Origin of the sequence: Acinetobacter sp. YH12208 (assembly GCF_013418055.1) — a bacterium.
GTDB classification, from domain to species: Bacteria; Pseudomonadota; Gammaproteobacteria; order Pseudomonadales; family Moraxellaceae; genus Acinetobacter; species Acinetobacter pseudolwoffii.
Map to the genome: position 1 here is coordinate 1 of NZ_VPCT01000002.1, position 22,378 is coordinate 22,378.

Annotated in this window: 24 protein-coding genes; 10 read left to right on the top strand and 14 right to left on the bottom strand. The window is 42.5% G+C overall.

Annotation, left to right across the window (positions count from 1 at the left end):
* Positions 1-393 precede the first annotated feature (393 nt).
* From FTU95_RS02870 to FTU95_RS02880, 3 genes are read right to left on the bottom strand one after another with little or no spacing between them, the layout of a single operon-like run.
* The gene (locus FTU95_RS02870) at positions 394-1,470 is read right to left on the bottom strand and encodes a DUF6670 family protein (protein ID WP_180077468.1); all 1,077 of its coding nucleotides are present in this window, start codon (positions 1,468-1,470) and stop codon (positions 394-396) included.
* Between the two features lie 18 nt (positions 1,471-1,488).
* The gene (pssA, locus tag FTU95_RS02875) at positions 1,489-2,310 is read right to left on the bottom strand and encodes a CDP-diacylglycerol--serine O-phosphatidyltransferase (protein ID WP_180077470.1); all 822 of its coding nucleotides are present in this window, start codon (positions 2,308-2,310) and stop codon (positions 1,489-1,491) included.
* 38 nt (positions 2,311-2,348) lie between these two features.
* Complete coding sequence (locus FTU95_RS02880) at positions 2,349-3,206, bottom strand: 23S rRNA (adenine(2030)-N(6))-methyltransferase RlmJ (protein ID WP_005094045.1); 858 nt, start codon at positions 3,204-3,206, stop codon at positions 2,349-2,351.
* Between the two features lie 117 nt (positions 3,207-3,323).
* Between FTU95_RS02880 and FTU95_RS02885 the strand changes: the two genes are divergently transcribed.
* Both FTU95_RS02885 and FTU95_RS02890 read left to right on the top strand, forming a co-directional pair.
* Positions 3,324-3,926: a 2OG-Fe(II) oxygenase gene (locus tag FTU95_RS02885; protein ID WP_180077472.1), complete on the top strand. Its 603-nt coding sequence runs from the start codon at positions 3,324-3,326 to the stop codon at positions 3,924-3,926.
* Positions 3,927-3,996: 70 nt separating this feature from the next.
* Positions 3,997-4,524 (top strand): hypothetical protein, encoded by a 528-nt coding sequence (locus FTU95_RS02890; RefSeq protein ID WP_004281425.1) that lies wholly within the window; start codon positions 3,997-3,999, stop codon positions 4,522-4,524.
* Positions 4,525-4,615: 91 nt separating this feature from the next.
* Here the strand turns inward: FTU95_RS02890 and FTU95_RS02895 are convergent, their stop codons facing one another.
* From FTU95_RS02895 to FTU95_RS02920, 6 genes are all read right to left on the bottom strand, one after another.
* Positions 4,616-4,873, bottom strand: coding sequence for a DUF2789 family protein (locus tag FTU95_RS02895; RefSeq protein ID WP_005094049.1), 258 nt, complete (start codon positions 4,871-4,873; stop codon positions 4,616-4,618).
* Positions 4,874-4,988: 115 nt separating this feature from the next.
* Complete coding sequence (locus FTU95_RS02900; RefSeq protein ID WP_180077665.1) at positions 4,989-5,243, bottom strand: DUF2789 family protein; 255 nt, start codon at positions 5,241-5,243, stop codon at positions 4,989-4,991.
* 70 nt (positions 5,244-5,313) lie between these two features.
* Complete coding sequence (locus FTU95_RS02905; protein WP_180077473.1) at positions 5,314-5,574, bottom strand: DUF2789 family protein; 261 nt, start codon at positions 5,572-5,574, stop codon at positions 5,314-5,316.
* Between the two features lie 173 nt (positions 5,575-5,747).
* Entirely contained in the window at positions 5,748-6,734 is a 987-nt protein-coding gene (locus tag FTU95_RS02910) for a malate dehydrogenase (protein ID WP_180077475.1), read from the bottom strand.
* Between the two features lie 167 nt (positions 6,735-6,901).
* On the bottom strand, positions 6,902-7,540 hold the full coding sequence (locus FTU95_RS02915) for a hypothetical protein (RefSeq protein ID WP_005168674.1): 639 nt from the start codon (positions 7,538-7,540) through the stop codon (positions 6,902-6,904).
* 31 nt (positions 7,541-7,571) lie between these two features.
* Positions 7,572-9,506 (bottom strand): transglycosylase SLT domain-containing protein, encoded by a 1,935-nt coding sequence (locus tag FTU95_RS02920; protein WP_373688062.1) that lies wholly within the window; start codon positions 9,504-9,506, stop codon positions 7,572-7,574.
* Positions 9,507-9,840: 334 nt separating this feature from the next.
* Between FTU95_RS02920 and miaB the strand changes: the two genes are divergently transcribed.
* Genes miaB through ybeY form a run of 3 tightly spaced genes read left to right on the top strand, consistent with a single transcriptional unit; the run spans position 9,841 to position 12,918 of the window.
* Complete coding sequence (gene miaB, locus FTU95_RS02925; RefSeq protein WP_180077480.1) at positions 9,841-11,298, top strand: tRNA (N6-isopentenyl adenosine(37)-C2)-methylthiotransferase MiaB; 1,458 nt, start codon at positions 9,841-9,843, stop codon at positions 11,296-11,298.
* A 38-nt stretch (positions 11,299-11,336) separates the two neighbouring features.
* A complete protein-coding gene (locus FTU95_RS02930; protein WP_005094064.1) occupies positions 11,337-12,413 on the top strand; it encodes a PhoH family protein in 1,077 nt (358 codons plus the stop codon).
* A 22-nt stretch (positions 12,414-12,435) separates the two neighbouring features.
* Positions 12,436-12,918, top strand: coding sequence for an rRNA maturation RNase YbeY (gene ybeY, locus FTU95_RS02935; RefSeq protein ID WP_005094076.1), 483 nt, complete (start codon positions 12,436-12,438; stop codon positions 12,916-12,918).
* A gap of 180 nt (positions 12,919-13,098) precedes the next feature.
* On the opposite strand, the gene FTU95_RS02940 is transcribed toward ybeY, so the two are convergent.
* Positions 13,099-13,956, bottom strand: coding sequence for an energy transducer TonB (locus FTU95_RS02940; RefSeq protein WP_005094077.1), 858 nt, complete (start codon positions 13,954-13,956; stop codon positions 13,099-13,101).
* Between the two features lie 261 nt (positions 13,957-14,217).
* Between FTU95_RS02940 and FTU95_RS02945 the strand changes: the two genes are divergently transcribed.
* From FTU95_RS02945 to FTU95_RS02955, 3 genes are all read left to right on the top strand, one after another.
* Positions 14,218-14,904, top strand: a complete 687-nt coding sequence (locus FTU95_RS02945; RefSeq protein ID WP_005094079.1) for a hypothetical protein — start codon at positions 14,218-14,220, stop codon at positions 14,902-14,904.
* A gap of 190 nt (positions 14,905-15,094) precedes the next feature.
* Entirely contained in the window at positions 15,095-15,778 is a 684-nt protein-coding gene (locus FTU95_RS02950; protein WP_373686443.1) for a DUF3108 domain-containing protein, read from the top strand.
* Positions 15,779-15,866: 88 nt separating this feature from the next.
* The gene (locus FTU95_RS02955; protein ID WP_005094083.1) at positions 15,867-16,442 is read left to right on the top strand and encodes a xanthine phosphoribosyltransferase; all 576 of its coding nucleotides are present in this window, start codon (positions 15,867-15,869) and stop codon (positions 16,440-16,442) included.
* Positions 16,443-16,752: 310 nt separating this feature from the next.
* Here FTU95_RS02955 and FTU95_RS02960 read toward each other — a convergent pair whose 3' ends face one another.
* From FTU95_RS02960 to FTU95_RS02970, 3 genes are all read right to left on the bottom strand, one after another.
* Positions 16,753-17,415, bottom strand: coding sequence for a hypothetical protein (locus FTU95_RS02960; RefSeq protein WP_034608358.1), 663 nt, complete (start codon positions 17,413-17,415; stop codon positions 16,753-16,755).
* An 83-nt stretch (positions 17,416-17,498) separates the two neighbouring features.
* The gene (locus FTU95_RS02965; RefSeq protein ID WP_180077484.1) at positions 17,499-18,704 is read right to left on the bottom strand and encodes a CsgG/HfaB family protein; all 1,206 of its coding nucleotides are present in this window, start codon (positions 18,702-18,704) and stop codon (positions 17,499-17,501) included.
* A complete protein-coding gene (locus FTU95_RS02970) occupies positions 18,698-19,075 on the bottom strand; it encodes a hypothetical protein (RefSeq protein ID WP_005094089.1) in 378 nt (125 codons plus the stop codon). Before FTU95_RS02970 ends, FTU95_RS02965 begins: the two co-directional genes overlap by 7 nt.
* Before the next feature lie 868 nt (positions 19,076-19,943).
* On the opposite strand from FTU95_RS02970, the gene FTU95_RS02975 reads away from it, so the two are divergent.
* On the top strand, positions 19,944-20,348 hold the full coding sequence (locus FTU95_RS02975; protein WP_180077486.1) for a hypothetical protein: 405 nt from the start codon (positions 19,944-19,946) through the stop codon (positions 20,346-20,348).
* A gap of 53 nt (positions 20,349-20,401) precedes the next feature.
* Here FTU95_RS02975 and wrbA read toward each other — a convergent pair whose 3' ends face one another.
* Positions 20,402-20,998, bottom strand: a complete 597-nt coding sequence (wrbA, locus tag FTU95_RS02980; RefSeq protein WP_180077488.1) for an NAD(P)H:quinone oxidoreductase — start codon at positions 20,996-20,998, stop codon at positions 20,402-20,404.
* A 114-nt stretch (positions 20,999-21,112) separates the two neighbouring features.
* Here wrbA and FTU95_RS02985 point away from each other — a divergent pair, with 114 nt between their 5' ends.
* Positions 21,113-22,360: a YihY family inner membrane protein gene (locus FTU95_RS02985; RefSeq protein ID WP_005168686.1), complete on the top strand. Its 1,248-nt coding sequence runs from the start codon at positions 21,113-21,115 to the stop codon at positions 22,358-22,360.
* The last annotated feature ends 18 nt before the right edge of the window (positions 22,361-22,378 follow it).

Here is a 22,378-nt window from a genome sequence, read left to right on the forward strand (position 1 = left end):
CTGACAAATATTTCTCAAATAAACTTCGAGTCATTTCTACCATCAATCAATGAAAATAATTTCGATCGATCAACCAGTAAAAATCCACACAAGTTGTTCTTCATAAGCTCTTAATGATCTTCTTGCTACTTCGTCAGCAGCAAGCTAGGTCGGCTATATTACTCTTTATTTCGAAAGAGTCAACAGGTTTAGTCGATTATTTTCAAACTTCTTCAAGACTTCCAGATTTAAACCCTTTGAGCTAAATCCCTGTTTCTCAACAAGTTTTAATCAACATCACCGCCGATGGATGTGCATTCTACAGCATTTCACACCCAACACAACCCCATTTTTTAAATAATTCAGCAAAAACCCAACGACTGTTTATTTATTCTACAGAAAATGCAGTTTTTACTATTTTTTGAGCATTAAAGGTACAGAATTAGCTAAATGCGTGAGAAGTTTGTCGGCTTTATCCTGCTCCTGAAAGCGCAAAGGACGGCAATCAATGTATTCACAGTAACCCCCTTCACCATTTTCAGTCTCTTCATTTATTTTTACCTGATAGCTGAAGCTGCCGACATAGCCCGCAGCCAGGCCAAATTTAAAATCGCCACGACTTTGTCCCTGTACCCAGATACAGGTGCCATCTTTAGCTTCGTAACACCATTCAAATTCACGTGGCAAATACATATTTTGCCCATTCGGCGTAGTGACGCGCGGATAGACACGATGGACTTTAAAATACACTTTTTGGTCAAACATCTGAGTCTGCATCTTGTTTAAATCACGCAAATACATCCGAGACTGAACAATACTATTCACCCCATCCCGAATTTGCGCCAACAGTAGCTGCCGGTTTTCACTCAGGTTAATAATTTGATAAGTCAGGAAGGCCAAAGGCAGATAAGGGAAATTGAAACTTCGTGCATATTCAAAACTTCCGAGGCTATCAATATTATATGTCTGTTGTTTATATTTTAATGTGCCCTGGCAATAGCACAGCAAAGACCAGTGCTCGGCAAGTGAAAACCGCACCTGGCTAAAGTGGGAAATGAGCTGAGTGGTATGAATGCTTAAATCGAAACTGAGTTCCGAGTCAAAACGCTGCAAACGAAAATGAGGAAAGGTCCCACTCAGTTGCTCCCGATCTAAAAACTGAAATAAGCCAGCATCAAAGTTACAGTCCTGCTGTACTGAATAACGATGCAGTTGGCCGACCATATGCGAACTGGTGCTGCAAATCACTATTGCGGTATCCAGTGCGTTGGTTTGAATTGCACTGGGATTGGCCAGCATCGGTGCATTCGGCTGCCCGATAATGCTGAGAAAATTTAGATAGTGCAGCGGCGCCGGAAGTCCAGGAATCATCAAACCTTGATGAATAATCTTATATTTTGAGTTGGGGCCATGATAGGCAGGATAATGCGAAACAGTTGGAGTCTGATTCAGCTGTTTCGAACGATCTAAAAAATCTTGAAGAAACCGCATCTCAGACTCCTTATATTTTTATAATCTACTCGATCTTTTTGCCATAAAGGTGGTCACAAAACCAGATAAGGCATAGAGAATAGAAATTACCAGAATGCCGACAGGAATATTATAAGTCATCGCAGCAAAGACAAATACGGCAATTGGTAATACAAAAAACGGAACGCGTTTACGCTCTACGGTCTTGAATGAATAATATTTGATATTGGAAATCATCAACAAGCCCACCGCAATAATGACAACGGCGTTAATGATCTGAATGGATGCTTCATGAATATCAAAAATTTCAGGAAAATCTAAACCGACCCAGACCAGCGAAACAATCATGAGAGCCGCCAATGGACTGGCCACACCAATAAAATAACGCTTGTCTACCACGCCAATCTGTACGTTAAAGCGGGCCAGACGAAAAGCAGCACAGGCGGTATAGACAAAACAGGCGGCCAGACCAATCCGGCCTAAATCACTCAACCCCCAGCTATACATCAAAATCGCGGGAGCCACACCAAAAGCCAGCATATCGGAAAGCGAATCAAACTGTTCACCAAACGGACTTTGCGCACCAATCGCACGCGCCACGCGCCCATCCAAACCATCCAGCAAAGCCGCAATAAAAATTGCATAGATCGCTTGCTGGAAATTGCCATTCATACTGGCAATAATGGAGTAGAAACCCGCTAACAACGCAGCGGTTGTAATCAGGTTCGGCCATAGATAGATGCCTCGACGCTTAACTTTCTGCCCTTCCTGGGTATGTTCCTCTTCTTCCACCTCAAAGGTGATGCCATCAAAAGGCAAGTCTTTTGAAGAGTCGCGTTCCGGTTTGCTTATATTTGTCATTCTTGTCGATCCTAGCTATGACCTGTGCTTTGAAAAAATTATTCGCCGACTAACCAGCGAACTGCAGCGTGACCACCATTTTCACTCATGCGAAGATGTGGGAATAACCATTGTAGTGCTTCATCTGCATCTTCAGAGAATTTCCAAGGCGGATTAATCACCAGCAAACCACAACCATTCAAGCCGACTGGGGTGTCATCCGGCCATACACAGACTTCACACACCAGTTGACGGCGGATGCCGGTCTTGAACATTTTTTTCTCGAAGCGTTCAATCATGGCACGGTCTTTAATTGGATACCAAACAGCAAATACACCTGTCGGCCATTTCTTATAAGCGGCAACCAGTAATTCTACCAATTGTGGAAAATCTTTACGCTCAAGCTCATAAGGTGGATCGATCATCACCAGACCACGTTTTTCTTTCGGCGGAATCACCCCCAAAAGACCTTCATAAGCATCACGCTCATGCAAACCGGCACGCTTGTCAAAAATATTATGACGAAGTTGCTGAAACACATCACGCTGCATTTCAAAAATAGTCGCTTTATCAATCTCGCGCATACCTTCAAGGGCAAACCAAGGTGAACCGGGATAAGCACCCTTACCAAAGTTTTCACGCATTTTCTCAACAACTTTCAAATATTGTTGTACGCCTTCAGGTGCATTACGCTTGATCGAGTCATCCAGTTTAACAAGACGATGAATACCGTTTAAGAACTCACCTGATTTTTGCGCTTCAGCAGTCGATAAATCATATTTACCCGCACCACCATGTGTATCTACATAGCGATAAGGTTTGTCTTTTGCATTCAGTCGAGTCAACAACTGAAGCAATAAAACGTGCTTCATGACATCGGCAAAGTTGCCTGCGTGGTAAGAGTGACGGTAATTCATGTTTCATTAATTCCTAATATCAACAGCTATTTTAACATGAAAAATAGTTTCGTTCAGGCACGATTCTTACACTAAAATAGCGAACCTGTTTTGCCACACTATCGAGAATTGAAAAAAATGGAAGCTGTTATCATCCCAGGGGATTGGAATGTTGATCAAATCTTAGATGATTTAGATCAACATGGCTTTAGTATTGTTGACGATGCTTATTCTAGCGAATATCAACATGCGGTAAGTCAGGAATGCTTAAGCCACTTAAACGAATTTCGTAATGCAGCCATTCAAAATGGCGTCGTCAGCAACATCCGTAGTGATCATATTCTTTGGTTACGACCTGAATTTCAAATTTCCCACCTACACACCCAAACCCTGCAACAGTTTTCTCAAGCTTTAAACCGTGCGTTTTATTTAGGCATCAAAGATATTGAAGCCCATTTCGCTTGCTATCACGCGGGTGAGTTCTATGCCCTGCACCGCGACAATCCCCAAAGTAAAAATGGCCGGATGATTTCCAGTGTGTATTATCTGCATGAACAATGGCAGGCGGACTGGGGCGGTGAACTACGCCTACAGGATAAACATGACCAATGGCATATTATCCAGCCAAAACCGAACCGAATGGCGCTGTTCCAGAGCGATTTATTACATGAAGTCTTGATCTCTAAACAGCAACGCCTATCCATTACCGCCTGGCTAAGAAGTGATACCTCACTGCTCTAAGACGACCTGCCGCTTTAAATTTTAATTTTTAGCCTCATATAGCCATTATTGAGAAATGAGGATTGCGTTGATGCGATTAACAACCAAACAGATTATTCAACGTCTGGGTGAAACTGACCAATTGTATTTAAAAGGCAATACGCCAGAATTAACGCTTGAACGTGCTGATCTTCGTTTACAGCTGGTGACTTTAAGTGAATTACGTCAGGAACAGCGACATTTCCTGCAAGAAGCCGTAGTGTTGCTGGAACAAGGCCGGGTAGAATTTGAAGAAATGCCGCTGCGCATGTATATCAACCTATCTTTGCATCTGGCCAAGGCCTATATGATGTTCTTTGAATTGACCAAAGAGCACCATTTCGCCCTGATTACCCAGCAAATTCTAAAACCAATGGCGAGTTATGAACATGGCGATATTTATTTCTTTCTGGCCTATGCCAGCGCCAGTAAAAATGAGCCTGCCCTGACCCGTCACTGGTTAGGTAAATACACTACGACTGCCGAATTTGAGCTTGAATTATTACAGCAGCATCATGCATTTAATGATTATCGTCAGCACGAATGGTTTAACAAAATATTAAAAAGCAAAATGCATTAAGCCAAAGAACAAAAACGCCTCAGATGAGGCGTTTTTTTAATGCAAATTATATTGTCTTATTTTAAATATCAGAAAAGCACAGGAAAAATGATTAAGCCGGTTGGCGTCTATAGGCGTCCATGTGCAATTGCTGATTCAGTTCATCGACCCAAATTGCCCAATCATCATCCTGTACCAGATGACTAATCAATAATGAACGCTGGGATTTATTCCAGAATGGTGCCTCATGCAAGGACAGGCCTGCTGGAAGCTGATGAGTCCGGATATACAACTCAATGGCAGCAGCGCTATTGGCCAGACCGAGTTGAGAAAATAACATTTCTAAGGATGGTTGGTTCTTCATGAGCATGTCGCCCTCCTTATATCAGATAAATTGTAATTATTTATAGATCTAACTTATAAGATAAGACAAAAAAAACCTAGTCATTTCACTAGGTTTGTTGTTTCTTTTTGTAGACTATAATTTAAACACCTTGCTTGTCACTTTCGACATGTAACAGCTGGTTCAGTTTATCAATAATCACAATCCATTCATCATCTTGATGCCAGTGCTCGCGTAAGAATGCACTTTGACCCTCACTCCAGAATTCGGCATCCGGTAAAGCGACTTCAGATGGCAACTGATGGCTATGGGTAAATTCATTAATTGCGGCTTCATCAGAAGGTAAACCCAATTGTTCAAATAATAATTCTAAAGTTGGCTGTTGTTCAAACATGATTCACGTGCTCCTGCTATAAAAATTGTAATATTCATCAAATAGAAATTAGCTTAATGACTGATCATGCTGGCTATAAATCGCATGATCCTGAGGTTTGGGCTTCGCTATGCAACTGTTCATTGAGGATATCGACCACAATGGCCCATTCATCATCTTCCTTCCAGTTACCGATGATGAAATCATGTTGTGCCTTAGACCAGAACGGGGCTTTATGTAAAGGAACATCCATCCCGATTTGATGTGTTTTAATAAATTCATCAATGGCTTCAGGGCTAGAGTCCAATCCGAGTTGCTGGAAGAACATTTCTAACGTTGGATGTTGATGAAACATCTTCTTCACCTCGCCTTTTATTGCATTATTTATACTTATCAATTTAGCGCAGGCTTGCAGCAGATTCAGTTGCTGCTGCATCACAGCATGTTATTTTTTGTTCATTAAAAATAATCGCTATAAAAAAAGCACCCCAAATGGAGTGCTTTTTTAACTTAATCTAAAAGACTAAATTATTTAAGCATGTCAGCAATTGCTGCGCGCTCTTCTTCAAGTTCGTTCAACGTGAAGTTGATACGCTCTTGACTGAACTGGTCGATTTCAAGACCTTGAACGATTTTGTATTCGCCATTTTCAGTCGTTACAGGGAAACCGAACATTACGCCTTCAGGGATACCATAAGAACCGTCAGAAGGAATACCCATAGTTACCCATTCGCCGTTTGTACCAAGCGCCCAATCACGCATATGGTCGATTGCAGCGTTTGCAGCAGAAGCAGCAGAAGACAAACCACGTGCTTCGATGATCGCAGCACCACGTTTACCAACAGTCGGAAGGAATGTATTTGCATTCCATTCTTGGTCGTTGATCATGTCTTTAACGCTTTCGCCGTTGATTGTTGCAAAACGGTAGTCAGCATACATAGTTGGAGAGTGGTTACCCCAAACTGTAAGGTTTTTGATGTCTTTAACCGCTTTGCCCGTTTTCGCAGCAATTTGAGATGCAGCACGGTTGTGGTCAAGACGTAACATTGCAGTGAAGTTTTTCGCTGGAAGATCTGGAGCAGATTTCATTGCGATGTAAGCATTCGTGTTCGCAGGGTTACCTACTACAAGAACTTTAACGTCACGGCTAGCAACTTCGTTCAGTGCCTGGCCTTGACCGATGAAGATTTCGCCGTTTACTTTAAGAAGGTCAGCACGTTCCATACCTGGACCACGTGGACGTGAACCAACTAGAAGCGCGTAGTCAGCATCTTTGAATGCAACTTTAGGATCATCAGTACCGATCATGTCTTCCAGAAGAGGGAATGCACAATCTTGAAGCTCCATCATTACGCCTTTTAGCGCTTGCTGAGCTTTCTCAAAAGGAACTTCGAGCAATTGCAAAATCACTGGTTGATCTTTACCTAGCATTTCGCCGCTTGCGATACGGAATAATAGGCTGTAACCAATTTGACCTGCAGCGCCAGTAACGGCAACACGAACTGCTTGCTTCATCTAATTATCTCCAATTGAGGATATTCAACGCGATTAAATAGTTAGTATTTAATCTAATAATCGTAAACGCGAAAGATTGTACTCCAATCCTTTGCCGGATGCATATAAAAGAGGACGGATTTCATCTAAAGTCTGATAGGAAATATAAATTAAACCGGCAAAAAAGCTCAGTATGTTCCTTTTATTGTGACAGTTTTTGGGCATGTATTAATAATGTTGGCAGGACAGGATTTATAATTGCCATTTTTGTGATAACAGACTTTGATCGAGGTCAACACGCTGCTAGCTTGAGTAAGCTGGCAATTAAATCTCAAAGCATTGGCGGGTAATTGCGGATTAATTCTCACAAATTTCACACGCAGCGCATCGACTGATATGGTGATATTTTCCTGTTCAGTCAGCTCTGCCGGCACTTTAAGCCGGTCTGCATAATTGATAATCGTCCGGAAATATTGGCTGGCATTCATTGGAACACAGCCGCCGATGTTGCGCCACAAAATAGTCCGGGTATTTTCATCCGGCATAATTCTGGCCACCACCTTGGACTGAAGTGGTGAAAGTTTCGCAGAGCTATTGGTTGTACAGTTTTCTGACGTAGCCTGAGGATATAAGCCGGAAATATTCAAGGAATAGCCTTCCAGACATTTTCGTTTCTTTGCATATTCAGGGTACAGGCTACATAAAGCCGGCACCATTTCTACATCCATGACATAGTCTGTCGGCATGGCGAATGCTGCCGGACTGCTGCCCAAAAATACAAGCGCTGCCCATTTCCCCCAAACTCGACGATCCTTCATTATTTTCATGAATAAATCACCATCCCCAATAATTTTAATTTTATTGTGTATTACGTAATGGTATCAGTTGCATACGCTTACCCACGGACTGTGCACCCTGTCCTAACAAGAGACCGTAATGTGTGGCATTGGTCATGACATGTTTCACATAATCTCGGGTTTCAAGTAAAGGAATACTTTCAGTATATTGATCTGCTGCCATGCCCTGAAATTCTGGCTGCCAACGGCGGGCACGGTTTGGTCCGGCATTATAGCCTGCGGTTGCCAAGACTGGGCTGTCGCTGAGCTGACGCTGAATGGTCGATAAATAAAAGGTGCCATAACGGATATTGGTATTCATATCGGTCAAAGCTGCCGGATTATAAGCCTCACCCATTTGACGCGCCACCAGCTTGGCAGTATCTGGCATGATTTGCATCAGGCCACCGGCACCCACATGTGAACGTGCCACGGTATTGAAACGGCTTTCCTGACGCATCAAGCCATAAGCCCAAGCCGGATCGATCCCGGCATTGCGGCTATGACTGACCACGTAATTCTGGTGCGGCATTGGATAACGATAATTGTAGTTATGTTTGTTCACGGTGCGGTCAGCTGCATAAATGGCCCGATCATGCCAACCCATGTCCATGGCACGCTTTGCTGCGGCCAGCAACAGCTCATCATCTTTCTTCAGATAGGCCTGACGCACTGCCCAGTTCCATTCACGGTTAATGTAGTTATTCGGTGCACTGATATTACGTAGCGTGAACGCACGACGGAAATGAATATCCTGATTCAAACGTTGCATGGCCTGATTCGATGGCTGAATTGGATTGGGTGTGCTCGCAGTCAGCTGTCCCAACTTGTCGCGTGCCAGAAGATTGTGATAATCATCCCCGGTGGCCAGTTTACGATAAATACTTTCTGCGGTTTTTTTCGCGCTACGATCTGCACGCTGTTCACTGGCCCGGGCCAGCCAGTATTGCCAGCGATCTTCCTGTTTCTGATTGACACTCATGACATCAATCGCACGGATCAGACTTTCCCAGGCACTAAAACGGATGGCCTGACGTGCATAAATTTCGGCTTCTTCTGGGCTAAAGGGCAAACCATAACTGGCATCCAGGGCATTTAATACTTCACGGTTAAAGTTGTTCTTCATTACCGTGGTGCCACCGATATAGCCCACAGCTCGGTATAAGGCACGTTGTACCTGTACTGGTGTACCTTCAGCAGTACGTTTCACTATAGACAAGGCCGAGTCCAGATCCGTATCTGCCAGACGTCCCAGTGCATAAATCAGATAGGCATGTTCTGCAGCAGTGCTTTTCGGCGCAGACCATAAATAACTGGTTGGATTGGCCTGAATCGAGTTCAATTGTGCCAATGATAAATTCAAACCGATCCCTTGTGCGGTGGCAATAGCCTGACCAGACTGTCCGGCACGCAGTTGTCCCCAAAGTCGCTGTTGACGGTCTTCTGCTGTCATTAAAGGACTGGAAAGCATCATCCGGCCAAGACCGGTACAGGAATCCGGCTGGCTATTCGTCGTCAGCCAGACCTCTTTAAATTCGGCATAGACCAGCTCATCTCCGGCTTTGGCACGCACCTGCGCTACTGCACAGGCTTCGGCTGGGTCGGCATTGGTCACATAAGGTAATACCGGCTGGGCAGTCGTGAAGTCGGCCATTTTGACTTTTTCTTCAACATAGTCCGCTGCCAGCTTTTCGGCCATTGCAGATTGCGGGTAGCGCTGGGCAAAACTGATGATCTGGTTGGCAGGTTGCAAGGCAAGATTCTGGTTTAAAATCCAGTATTCCGGATAATAACCCAGGGCATCATTCTGCATCGACAGACGATATTGTTGTAATAATTCAGTATTTCCGGCATTGGCGGCACGTAGGGCATCGTTAAATTGCTCCTCAGCTGCATATGTGCTTGCTGAACAGACACACGCCACACTTAACGTAATTAATTTAGAATATTTATACATGTTTTCAGTGTGTTTCAACATCCTTTGCCTTCTCTCATCGATTTTGTGCCAAGCCCATGCTGCTTATCATAAAAGCTTTGTTGCAATATTATAACCAACTGTATTGTTCAGTTATGTAACCTTATGATTAGGCAATATTAATTTACAGCCCATTTTTGCCCATAAATCAATATTTTTCCACGTTTAATTTAGGCTATAAGTTTAAGCGACTTTCCTGCTAAAATATGCGCCTTTCCAAGATTTCAGTCCGTGAATTGAATTTTTATTCACCTGTTTGATGCGTCAAGCAGGCTGTTCGTTCACTCTTTCAACGTATTACCTTGTAGGAGCCTACATGACGGTTCAAACCTTCATTCCGAATGGTGCCCCAGCTGCCTCAGAAAACACTGTTACCCAGCCAGCGCACACCCCTGCCCACGAGATTGCAGTGAAAAAACTGTATATCGAAACGCAAGGGTGTCAGATGAATGAGTACGACAGTCACCGTATGGCAGACCTGTTAGGCGATTCTCATGGCTATGTGCTGACCACCGATCCGAAAGATGCCGATATTCTGCTGATGAATACCTGCTCGATCCGTGAAAAAGCCCAGGAAAAAGTATTTTCCGAGCTGGGTCGCTGGCGCAAGCTGAAAGACAAAAATCCGGATCTGATCATTGGTGTCGGTGGTTGTGTGGCATCTCAGGAAGGTGACAACATCCAGAAACGTGCCAATTATGTCGATATGATTTTTGGCCCACAAACCCTGCACCGTTTGCCACAAATGCTGGATCAGCATTTTGAACAGATTGAAAAACCAAAAAAAGAAAAAATCAAACTGGTGGATATTTCCTTCCCGGACATCGAGAAATTCGACTTCCTGCCTGAACCGCGCGTTGAGGGCTATAAAGCCTTTGTCTCCATTATGGAAGGCTGTTCTAAATATTGCTCATTCTGTGTGGTGCCTTATACCCGTGGTGAAGAAGTCTCTCGCCCACTGGATGATGTGCTGGCTGAAATTGCTGGTCTGGCTGAAAAAGGCGTACGTGAAATTTCCCTGTTGGGTCAAAACGTCAATGGCTATCGTGGTGAAACCTTTGAAGGCAATATCTGTACTTTTGCCGATCTGTTGCGTTTAGTCGCGGATATTCCGGGCATTGGCCGGATTCGTTATACCACTTCGCATCCACTCGAATTTAATGATGACCTGATTCAGTGTTATCGCGACCTGCCACAAATGGTTTCGCATCTGCATTTGCCGGTACAAAGTGGCTCGAATGATGTGCTTCAGGCCATGAAACGTAATCATACCATCGATGTCTATATCGAGAAAATTAAAAAGTTACGCTCAGTTCGTCCCGATATGCATTTATCTTCAGACTTTATCATTGGCTTCCCGGGTGAAACTGATGAGAACTTTGCAGAGACCTATCAATTTATTAAAGATCTGGATTTCGATCATTCTTATAGTTTTATCTATTCAAAACGTCCGGGTACGCCTGCGGCAGAACTGGAAGATACCATTCCGGAAGATGTCAAAAAAGAACGTCTGGCCAAAGTTCAGCAATGGATTAAACGCTCGAGTATTGACAAAACGGATGCCATGCTCGGTAGCATCCAGCGGGTACTGATCGAGAAAGTCTCTGATAAAGATCCGAATATTCTGGTGGGTACGGCGGACAACACCCGTTATGTCAACTTTATTGGTGATCCTGCCTGGGTAGGTCGCTTTGCCGAGATCGAAGTGACCGAAATTAAAACTTTGAATTTAGTTTATGGTGAACTCTTGAATCTTGAGCCTGACGTGGCGTAATGTAGAGCATATAACGTACACTTCATAAGGAATACTCTTTGACTGCAGCGATTCGACGTACAGTAGCTTTTCCTGGGATTTCAATGGACCGTATCCAAGCGATGTTAGGTGCTTATAACGGTCATTTGAAGCAAATTGAACAACGTTTAGATGTCAAAATCTCCCATCGCGGAGAGAGTTTTATTGTGGATGGTGGAATCGATGCCGTTGAAAGAGCCGAAATGCTCTTGCAACGTCTACACGAAGAATCTGAACAGAGCCAGCAGATCAGCGCAGATACCCTGCACCTAATGATTCAGGGCAGTCAGACTGACCGTGAACTCCAGCAAGATCTAGAAGACCAAGAACATACCGGCCTGGACAATGTCTGGTTACAAACCCGTAAAGGCCGGATCAATCCGCGTGGTGCCAACCAGAAACGTTATGTACAGCGTATTCTGCAAAGTGATATTTCTTTTGGTATAGGTCCTGCCGGAACCGGTAAAACCTATCTGGCTGTCGCTGCTGCTGTGGACATGCTGGAACGCAATGAAATCCAGCGCATTCTACTGGTGCGTCCTGCGGTCGAAGCCGGTGAAAAACTGGGTTTCTTGCCAGGGGATTTAAGCCAGAAAATCGATCCTTATTTGCGTCCATTGTATGATGCTTTGTATGAAATGCTCGGCTTTGAAAAAGTGGCCAAGCTGATTGAACGTCAAGTGATTGAGGTGGCGCCACTCGCTTATATGCGTGGCCGTACCTTGAATCATTCTTTCGTCATTCTGGATGAGGCACAGAACACCACCCCAGAACAGATGAAAATGTTCCTGACCCGTTTAGGTTTTGGTTCACGAGCGGTCATTACTGGTGACGTGACGCAGGTGGATTTACCGCGCGGCCAACAGTCTGGTCTTTCACATGCCCTGCGTGTGATTGATAAAATCCCTGAAATTCATATCACCCGTTTTCATTCGCGTGATGTGGTTCGTCATCAACTGGTACAGAAAATTGTTGAAGCCTATGAAGGCTGGGACAGTGATCAGCAGCGTTTAAGTGCAGAAGCACGTGCCGAACGTAAAGCACGTCAGGACGCCTTGATCGCTGAAAATAATGCTGCCGCAGATGCACAGCATTAAGCTTTCAATTTAAGGATTTGTGTTGAAACTTAGTCTTTCCTTACAGCAGGATTTTCAGTCACCTGAACTGGTACTAAAACGTGCCTCTATTAAAAAAGTAGTCGAAACCACTTTAGGTCATATCGGTACGCAAAGTAATTGCGAAATCGGAATTGCCTGTGTCGATCATGATGAAAGTCATAAACTGAATCTGGAATATCGCGGCAAAGACAAATCGACCAATGTCCTGTCTTTTCCGAGCGATCTTCCAGATGAAATGGCGCAATTTCTGGATGCCTTTCCGATTGGCGATCTGGTGATCTGTATTCCTGTGGTACTTGCTGAAGCGCTTGAGCAGCAAAAAGCGCCGTTGACGCATTTCACCCATATGCTGGTGCATGGCACCTTGCATTTAATGGGTTATGATCATGAAACATCAGATGAAGATGCGGAAGAAATGGAAGGCATTGAAATTGAAATTCTGGCCAAACTGGGTTTTGAAAATCCTTATCTGGAACGAGATTAAGATTTAAAAGAAAATGAAGGAAGCGAGCTGAGGCTCGCTTTTTTAATGCTTTATATTCGCTCTTCTTCTAGGAGATGAGAAGCCTCAGAATATATTCTGAGTTCGCAAGGGAGAGGTTCTAATACCTGTTAAAACCCCTCTCTCTAACTCTCTCCCAAAGGGAGAGAGAACTAGAATGAATTAACGCACTTCAAACTCTGCTTCAGCCGGATCAAAACGCCAGGTTCGGATAATCCGCAATTCAGAAATTTCCTTCATTTTGGCATCAAACGCACCAAATGGCGCCGCTTTACGTACAGAAGATTTCGCAGCCTCATCCAGCATGGCATGTCCTGAACTGTCAATTAATCGGATGGCACGAATCCCGCCATTCTGATTCAGGATCACCATCAGACGAACTTCACCTGCCAGATTCTGCTGCTTGGCAGCTTCCGGATAATACTGATTGCCATAAAACTCTACTTTCTGACGGAACTTTTCCAGATAGGCTGCAGAGACATCCTGCTTGGATTGAATGCCATCCACAGTTTTAATTTTTTGCTGACGACTAAAATTTTGCTGACGCTGTAAATATTGCGCTTCCAGACTGGCCACCATGGCTGCTTTGGCCTGAAACTGGCTTTGTAACTGCTCCTGCATTTTTTTACGCTGATTTTCTTCTGCCTGTTTTTGCCAGCTCAAGGTGGTCATCAGCACTTTTTCTTCAAAACTGAGTTCCTGTTTCTGTTGCAGCAGATCCGGACTTTCTTGTTGTTCTTCCCCTGCCTTCTGCTCTAACAAAGGAGATGGCATATCACTCGACATCCGGTGCGCTTCTCGAAACTTGCCAGAACCTTGCTGGTCTGTCTGGGCCAGAAAATCAGCGTGTTCAATTTTTTCATCTGTCTGTCGCAAGCTGACTGCAATTTCTTTGGTGCTGGTCTCCCGATCTTGCGGCATACCAAATTCCAGTGTCAATACGATCAAATGCAGAATGCCTGCGGTGAGCACGGCACTGCTAAACACTGGATCTTTCCACCAGGTTCTGACCAGAGGCATTAATATCATTGTTTATCACATTACCCAAACTCAGTCCTGAGTTCAGTTCCCCAAAAAAGTATTTTAAAGATTAAAAATAAACAAATTGGGCATTTCTATTTTAAAAATGCCAAATCCATCAAATCTTCAACGTTACATAACTAAAACTATAAAAATGGTGCTATTTATTTTGCTAAACTTCAAGCTTGAATACTTGTATTTTTCATACAATTCGACAAGATACACTTCGAGTCAAAAATAAAGTTGCTAGGATGCTTCAATATGCAAACGCTAATTTCCAATATTTCCAACCGAATCCGCCAAGTGTATCAGAGGGCGGAAGGATTTATTGAGGATGAGCGTGAATTCCCTTTATCGCAAGTCTTCTTAAATGCAACTTTTCAACGCTTTGTCACCGACAATGTCGATGCACTGAAAGACTTACACGCAGACCTGCATGAAGACTGGCTGCGTCTCTACGCGACACTAGACTATAAAGGCCTGAATATCACTTTGTCGGTAGACTTGAAGCTGGTTCAGATGGAACTGAATAAGACCACCCAGCTGATTGTATTCGAGCAAATCAGTGATACACAGCTTATTGACGCCAAATATCCAAATCTGTTGTATAAGCTTGGGGTGCGTTTTGCCCTGTTCTTCTATCAACGCATCTTGAACAAAGATCCATTGGGCATGATTCTGGAAAAACTTGGCGTTATTAAAGTCATTGATGACTTGCTGTATCTGGACTTGAACCGCTGGTTAGGCAAAAACCGTTCGATTATTGATACTCTAGGAAAAGTTCATGTGAATCATGCAGTGCTTCGCGAAGCTGAACTGGTGGTGATTGGTAATGTGAATCTGGCAGCCCTGTTTAGGAAACTTTCTCAAGACAGAGAGGAAAATTGGGATGAAGACGAAATGGACGATAACCTGGTGACCCCGATCAAACAGAAAGATCCGTCTTGAATACTATTCAATCTCGTTTTTTGAACTTTTGTTGAAAAAAACTACATGAAAGATACATTTTTGCTAGAAATATCCCTTAAATTTCCATATTTTGCCTAAAGAATAAAAGCTACAACAAGTAAGATGTTTTGCCCGTTTAACCAATATAGGAAAATGACTAATGGTGAAGACTGTATTTAAGACTTTAGCGATGACCACAGGTCTAAGCGGTGCAATACTGTTGACTGGTATTTCTAGCCAGGCTTTTGCCATGACGCCTTTCCAAGCCAATTATCAATTTAGCTATAATGGCAAGAATATGGGTTCTGCCACCCGTACTCTGAGTAAATCTGGCAATAACTGGACTTACGTCTTTGCTGCAAAAGCCGGTGGTATTGCTTCAGCAACTGAAACCAGCCGTTTCACCTTTAATAACGGCAAGATTGGCTCCAGCAGTTTCAGTCGTAGCAGTAAAATCCTGGTGCATAACAACACCATGAGTATTAACTTTAATCCTTCCAGCAAAACCATCAATACCAGAAAAGATGATGAAAAGCGTTCTTTTGCCTGGAGAGCCGATGTTCTGGATGAACTGAATGCGGAATTACAAATTCGTGAAGATCTAAAAAATGGTGGCTTAAAATCGAATTATTATCTTGCTGATGCTAAAGAGGTCGAAGGCCGTAAGTTTGTTCGACAAGGTTCAGAAACGGTCAGTACCAAATATGGTTCTTTTAATACCATCAAGGTGGTGATGAAGCATAGCAAGCCGGGTCGTGAAACCATCTTCTGGCTGGCACCGAACCTTGACTATCTGCCAGTCAAGGTTTCGCATGTAGACAAGAAAACCTCTTATGGTTTGCTATTAACTGACTATAAAGGTGCAAGCAACTAAGATTTTGGTGAATTTCACTTGATTTTTTCCGGGTGCTTTTTACAATACGCTTTTGCTTGAAAAAGCACCTGCTCTTGAGGATTCTCCCGTGCATGCACTAGAACAGAAAATCTTGGCCGAAGGCATCGTTCTCTCTGAAGAAGTTTTGAAAGTGGATTCTTTCTTAAACCACCAGATTGACCCAGTCATGATGCAATTAATTGGTCAAGAATTTGCGCGTCTGTTTAAGGATGCTGGTATCACCAAAATTATTACGATTGAAGCATCAGGTATTGCACCTGCAGTGATGGCAGGTTTAGAACTTGGTGTACCTGTCATCTTTGCACGTAAATACCAGTCTTTGACCCTGAAAGATGATTTATACCGCTCTAAAGTGTTTTCATTTACCAAACAGACTGAAAGCACCATCGCGATTTCAAATAAACACATCAGCTCAACCGACAAGGTTTTAGTGATTGATGACTTCCTGGCGAATGGTCAGGCGGCGCTGGGTCTGGCCGATCTGATTCATCAGGCAAACGCAGAAGTGGTCGGTATTGGTATTGTGATTGAAAAATCATTCCAGCCTGGTCGCGACTTGCTGCTTGAAAAAGGCTACCGTGTGGAGTCACTGGCACGCGTAAAATCTTTGGCAAATGGCACAGTTGAATTTGTTCGCGACTAAGCTCGACAATCAATTTTAAAAGAGCGCTTATGCGCTCTTTTTTATTTTGTCTATCTGATGAAATAAATTAAAAATATTCAAAGCTCGACTCTAGTTCAATCTAATGTGTTATTCATGATTCCTGACTTGATCCTAGATGAATGGCTTACTTTTAAATTCGAAGTGATTAAACCTCTAAAATAGATCGTGTCATAAAATAAATAATTTTTCTATCCGATGAATAAACAACCAGTTATAGCAATTTTATTATAAGATAAAGAGGTCTAACTATCTGCAAATAATTAGACCTCTGTTCACCTTAAACAAGAGTTTATTTAACCGTCACAGTAATACTGCCGCTATTTACAGCACCGATAGCGGTAGTTGTGATGCTATTATTAATAGCAGTTTGAGTTCCTTCTGCAATTGCATTGACAGAGGCATCAATGGTACCCGCATTATAGGCAATGTTCGCTACACTATAATTGCTTAAAGTTTCATTGATCTGCTCACTATAGTTGGTAGACAGTGATGAACTTACAACTTCCGATAGATCTGAACTATCCGCAACCTCGGATAACTCTTCTAAGGTTTCAGAATTATTCGTTGCACTAGTGACTTGACTGAAATCATAGTCATATGTTTCATCTGATACGTCTGATATCACCTGATTGAAGCTGCCTTGCTCAATCGTGATACTACCTGTGTTCGCTGCACCAATTGCAGTAGTTTCAATTGTTCCTTCAATTGAACTAATCGCATCTGGTACTTCTCTTACTGCTCCTGCAAGTGCTTCTAAATCGACGCTTGCATCAACATCACCTGTATTCACTGCCAGATTCAGCGCAGAACCATTTTCAACCTGCTGAGAAATAGAATCCAGAGTAGCTTGTAAACCGGTATCTACTTCCACATTGGTTTCTTGAGCATATGCCATCCCCGCACTAGACAGAAAGGCGACGGATAATGCGACTGTTTTGATCGTGTTTTTCATCATTGTTCTTCCTACTGTTATTTTGAAGTACCTCTCGCTAAGTACTTCTTCTGACAATGGGAGCGAGCCCATTTTCAAATCTTTTAATCACGTTGAATATTTGACCAGTAATTCTCTACTACCTCTGGATTGGCATCCCATAAACTGGATGACTTCTCCTCAGCTTGTTCTTTGTCAGCTTTTTCTTGACTATCTTTTTTGTCATTTATTTTGCTTGTAGGGGATGGGCGCTTAGTCTTACTAATATATTTAATCAGTTCCTGTTTGCTCATTTCAGGCTCGGCTTCAGGATTCTGAATCACCTCAGATTCTTTCTGCTTAGGCGGCTTGGTATCTTTGCTGGGTGAATTGGTCGACTTGTTTTTTTCATTGGATGAATCTGCCTGACGTGAGGCCGATTCCTGAACAGGGTTGCTGGAATCGGTACTGATTTGTTGCTGATTTTTCTTATATTTATGCAAGGCAACAGAACTGCGAGTGAGATCTAAGCGACCAAATTCAGGTGGAATTTCCGCACGGCAACTTGCAAACACTGCCGGTGGCACGACCTGACTGAGTAATTCAAAAGTGGCCAGGTTCAACATTTGGCGTAAGGCAAAATTAGTCGCCTCTCGTTCTCCCTTGCCAATTTGAATATTTAACAGTGTACGACCCGCGAACCTGCCTGCACTCAGACCATAATCCTGTGCAGCAATCTGCTTTTGCAAGGAAACATTACCCACCACTTTACTGCTGCGGGTATCGGTCAGAGATAAATCCAAACCGACCATAATACGGGTTTGACTGTAATTTGGGCCCACTCCGGCAATTTGCATGTCAAAACCTCCGCCCGGAATAAAATCCAGACTGTTAATACTGCCGGTGACATAATAATCGGAGGCCTGAATTTGCCTTGGATCACGAATCCCCCATTTGGCTTCACTTTCGATAATACGGGGGTCACGTCGGTTCATTAAACTGACGCCTGCCTGAAACAAGGCAGACTGCACCATATCTCCCGCACCCTGGGTCACCATTTTGCCACTTCCGCCATTGGTGACTACATCTTTACCGGTTTGATCCAGAATCGCGCCAACAGAAAAACTCACATCACTACGTAGTTGCCCTTTGAGGCAGGAGAGCGCCATATCAAAAGGGGTAAAAATATCGGTAATGGGTGGTCCTTGCACCAGACTAACTGCTTTCTTGTTTGAGGGAGCTAAACCTGTACAACCTGTTAGAAACGAGCTAAAAAAAACAGGAATACTCAGAGAAAATATATATTTTCGGGTTAAGGAGAAATTCAGCATAGCGACTCTCCTGATTGAGTACTTAAATTAGGACAGCGCTGAGCGTTTTGATTGGTATTTGAATTGACAGGTGCTTCATTGAGTAATTCACTCGAAATATCGATGTTGTTGTCTGAACCTTCGACATTGATATTGTTGGTGGGTGTATTTACGGTACCTATAGAGGTGGTTGAGGTACTGTAAATAGTGGTTCTACCTAATCCAGAATAATAATCGGACTCCTTGAGCTCGATCAGATTGGCTTGAACTAGATTTTCATTGGAGCGGGCACTTGATGATTTCCAACGCTGCGTCCACTCATCAGATGTGGCATAAGCATTGTTTAAAAAACAAAAACATAATAAACCCAGATTGATGACTAATATTCTCATAATCTTAATATCCTCTGATCTAAGATATTTATTTAATTCTTGAGTTGAGTAAGATTAAATTTATCTGAAAAATATTAAATCACATAAAAAAATAAAAAGTAGAATCCAGCATTATTCACATATTTATTTATATTGATTAAAAACCCATATATTTGTTTTTATTTATAATAATTATTTTTATTATAATTTGTGATTTGTAAGAAATCATTATATCGAAAATATATGAATATAATAATCACCTAAAAAACTTGATTAAAATAATATATTTTTTATCTTATTAATAATAAATAAATTATCTAATCACGACCCAAATTATTATTTATTTTAATTTTAAAAATCTGTAAATTTTTATTTTATTAGAACTTCTCATTAATAATAATAAATATCACACTTTATTAAAAATACAATTAATCAATGAGAATGAAAACCACTTATAAAAAAATGCCGATTTTAAGCTGTTTTTTTGATAAAAAATGCCAAATAGCTTTAATGATTCCTTTCTGTTTGCAAGCTTTTGAGAGCAGCCAGCAAACCATCAGCTGCTTTGAATATAAAGAAATGGCCAATCAGGCCTGTGTATAGATAGAGTACTGAGGAAGAAAAACCTCCAAAATCTTATAGTGTCCTGCATGATCGAAATAATTCAAAAATGACTCACGCAGATAAAAATAAATATATTTACAGCTGAAATACAATGTTTGAGCGTTAATTCAACTAGAATCAGGAAGGTAGGAAATGCTCCTGACCTCAGGATTCAGCATGTATATATGCTGTTGCAGCATATTATGAAGAGCTGCTGATCTAGAGAAAATTGCATCTCCTCCATAAACTTAAAACAAGTGAATACCAATCCTTGATGGAAAAACCTATGCAATGTCCTAAATGTGGTTCCACTGACATCGAACAGCGTGATCACGAACAGAATTTAAAGAAAATTGGTGGCATTCTCATGAGCTCGGCAGGTGCTACTGCGGGTACAGTCGGTGGTGCTGCTTCTGGCGCATCCGTTGGCGCAGCGATTGGTACTGTTGCTGGCCCCTTAGGTGTAATTTTAGGTGGGACAGTGGGTACTTTTGTCGGGGCAATCAGTGTTGGCATTACCGGTGGCGTAATAGGGAATTTCCTCGGCAAAAAAGCCGGGATTTCCGTCGACCGTAATTTATTCTTGGATTATCAATGTTTAAAATGCAAACATAGATTTATTCAAAAAGATCAAAAAGATCAAAAAGATCAAAAAGATCAAAAAGATCAAAAAGATCAAAAAGAAGATTAATATCATGAAGGAAATGAAGTGAGTGAGTTCTTCATTTCCTTGTGAGTTAATACTTAAGACTGATTGAGTTTGAAAGCCACGTCAGCCAGTCGTTTGCCCTGTACTTCGCACAAAACTTTTTCATCTGGGCTTAAACCCTGATCATGCCGTGGGCCACTGACATGACTGGCACCGTACGGCGTACCGCCAGTCTTGGTATTGGACAAGGCAGCTGTAGCATTACTGAGTCCCATAATCATCATACCGTGGTGGAATAATGGTGGCAGCATAGTCAACAAGGTACTTTCCTGTCCGCCATGCATGGAACCCGATGCGGTAAAGACACAGGCCGGCTTACCGTGCAGCGCACCATTCAGCCATAGACTGGTGGTCTGATCCCAAAAGTATTTCATTTCTGAGGCCATATTGCCAAAACGGGTCGGTGAACCTAAGGCCAAGCCAGAACACTGGGCCAAATCCTCTAAACTGCAATAAATATCTCCTTCTGCCGGAATACTCGGCTCGGCTACGGTTACAACGCTAGAAATATTCGGGACAGTCCGAATTTTTACCGCCATTCCTGCCGATTCAACGCCATTGGCTATCAGATGTGCCATTTCTTTCGTTGAGCCATATTTGCTGTAATATAAAACAAGAACATAAGGTTGCATGAGGCTTCTTATTCATTACTTAAAAAAATAAAACTATACGATATTCTGTAACTTTTTTGGTTAAGCTAATGGATGAAAATTCATGATGATTAAAAAAATTGAGATTGGATGCACATGATTGTTGAGTATTTAAAAAAGTTACCCTTTTATGAGAAACACTGGTTTCAGTTTATTTTATTCGTACTCCGACGCTTTGAAGCAGACCGTTGTCGTGAGCAAGCCGGTTCTCTGACCTATACTACGCTTTTCGCAGTCGTGCCGATGTTGACGGTTTTCTTGGTCATTATTTCATCGATTAAAGCCTTAGAGCCTGCACGACAACAATTGCAACAGCTGATCTACAGTAACTTTCTACCCAAAACCACGATTGCCTTTGATAAAGCGCTGAATGCCTTTACCGATAAATCCAGTAATTTAACCGTGATTGGTATCCTGTTTTTATTCATTACGACCGTATTGATGCTCACCAGTATCGAAACGGCCTTTAACCGAATTTGGCGAGTGACTCAGACCCGAGGTGGAATTATCGGGTTTATGCGCTACTGGACTATCATTTCGCTGGGACCGATTTTACTGGGTAGTGCCTTCGTCATTTCATCAACCGTGGCTTCCATGAGTGTCCTCAGCAATAACTTTGCCGGGTATGAACTTAATGGTGCTTTTGTCCTCTGGGCCATTTCCTTTTCTCTGACCGTACTCGGATTTTTCATTCTCAACTGGACCATCCCCAATCGCAGTGTGCCACTCAAGTCTGCATTTATTGCCGGCCTGTTTAGTGCAGTGGTGTTTGAGCTGCTTAAAAACCTGTTCGGTTTTGTGATGTCAAACTTTACCAGTTATGAGATTGTCTATGGTGCATTCGCCGCTGTGCCGATCTTTCTACTGTGGATTTATTTATCCTGGAATATTGTCTTACTCGGCGTTGAGATCAGTTATGCCCTGACGGCCTTTGAATCTGGTCAGGATCATAAACGTCACCCAATCATCATGCTGCTGGATCTATTAGAGCTGTTTCATAAAAAGCAAAAAACTGGTGAGAGCATTAGTGAAGCAGAAGCATTAGATGCTTTGGGTCGTGATGAAATTGGTCGCTGGCCAAACTATGTGAGCATGTTTGAAAAACAAAATCTGATCAAACGTACCGATGACAATGAATATGTCTTGGTACGTGATCTGGATCAGGTGAGTTTTTGGGACTTTTATCTGCAACTTCCTTATCCATTGCCACGTAAGCATCACTTCACCGAGGCACATACCGAGGAAATCTGGATGCAGAAATTCTCCCCTAAGCTACAGGAAACCGATCAATATCTGGAAGAAAAGTTGAGTTTTCCACTTTCTGAATTGTTCCGGAATAAATAATCCTAAATCCTCTCGCTT

Coding starts and splice junctions, on each gene's coding strand:
- FTU95_RS02870 (WP_180077468.1), bottom strand. CDS start 1,470: ATGCGGTTTCTTCAAGATTTTTTAGATCGTTCGAAACAGCTGAATCAG.
- pssA (WP_180077470.1), bottom strand. CDS start 2,310: ATGACAAATATAAGCAAACCGGAACGCGACTCTTCAAAAGACTTGCCT.
- FTU95_RS02880 (WP_005094045.1), bottom strand. CDS start 3,206: ATGAATTACCGTCACTCTTACCACGCAGGCAACTTTGCCGATGTCATG.
- FTU95_RS02885 (WP_180077472.1), top strand. CDS start 3,324: ATGGAAGCTGTTATCATCCCAGGGGATTGGAATGTTGATCAAATCTTA.
- FTU95_RS02890 (WP_004281425.1), top strand. CDS start 3,997: ATGCGATTAACAACCAAACAGATTATTCAACGTCTGGGTGAAACTGAC.
- FTU95_RS02895 (WP_005094049.1), bottom strand. CDS start 4,873: ATGCTCATGAAGAACCAACCATCCTTAGAAATGTTATTTTCTCAACTC.
- FTU95_RS02905 (WP_180077473.1), bottom strand. CDS start 5,574: ATGTTTCATCAACATCCAACGTTAGAAATGTTCTTCCAGCAACTCGGA.
- FTU95_RS02910 (WP_180077475.1), bottom strand. CDS start 6,734: ATGAAGCAAGCAGTTCGTGTTGCCGTTACTGGCGCTGCAGGTCAAATT.
- FTU95_RS02915 (WP_005168674.1), bottom strand. CDS start 7,540: ATGAAAATAATGAAGGATCGTCGAGTTTGGGGGAAATGGGCAGCGCTT.
- FTU95_RS02920 (WP_373688062.1), bottom strand. CDS start 9,506: ATGTATAAATATTCTAAATTAATTACGTTAAGTGTGGCGTGTGTCTGT.
- miaB (WP_180077480.1), top strand. CDS start 9,841: ATGACGGTTCAAACCTTCATTCCGAATGGTGCCCCAGCTGCCTCAGAA.
- FTU95_RS02940 (WP_005094077.1), bottom strand. CDS start 13,956: ATGCCTCTGGTCAGAACCTGGTGGAAAGATCCAGTGTTTAGCAGTGCC.
- FTU95_RS02945 (WP_005094079.1), top strand. CDS start 14,218: ATGCAAACGCTAATTTCCAATATTTCCAACCGAATCCGCCAAGTGTAT.
- FTU95_RS02950 (WP_373686443.1), top strand. CDS start 15,095: ATGACCACAGGTCTAAGCGGTGCAATACTGTTGACTGGTATTTCTAGC.
- FTU95_RS02960 (WP_034608358.1), bottom strand. CDS start 17,415: ATGAAAAACACGATCAAAACAGTCGCATTATCCGTCGCCTTTCTGTCT.
- FTU95_RS02965 (WP_180077484.1), bottom strand. CDS start 18,704: ATGCTGAATTTCTCCTTAACCCGAAAATATATATTTTCTCTGAGTATT.
- FTU95_RS02970 (WP_005094089.1), bottom strand. CDS start 19,075: ATGAGAATATTAGTCATCAATCTGGGTTTATTATGTTTTTGTTTTTTA.
- FTU95_RS02975 (WP_180077486.1), top strand. CDS start 19,944: ATGCAATGTCCTAAATGTGGTTCCACTGACATCGAACAGCGTGATCAC.
- wrbA (WP_180077488.1), bottom strand. CDS start 20,998: ATGCAACCTTATGTTCTTGTTTTATATTACAGCAAATATGGCTCAACG.
- FTU95_RS02985 (WP_005168686.1), top strand. CDS start 21,113: ATGATTGTTGAGTATTTAAAAAAGTTACCCTTTTATGAGAAACACTGG.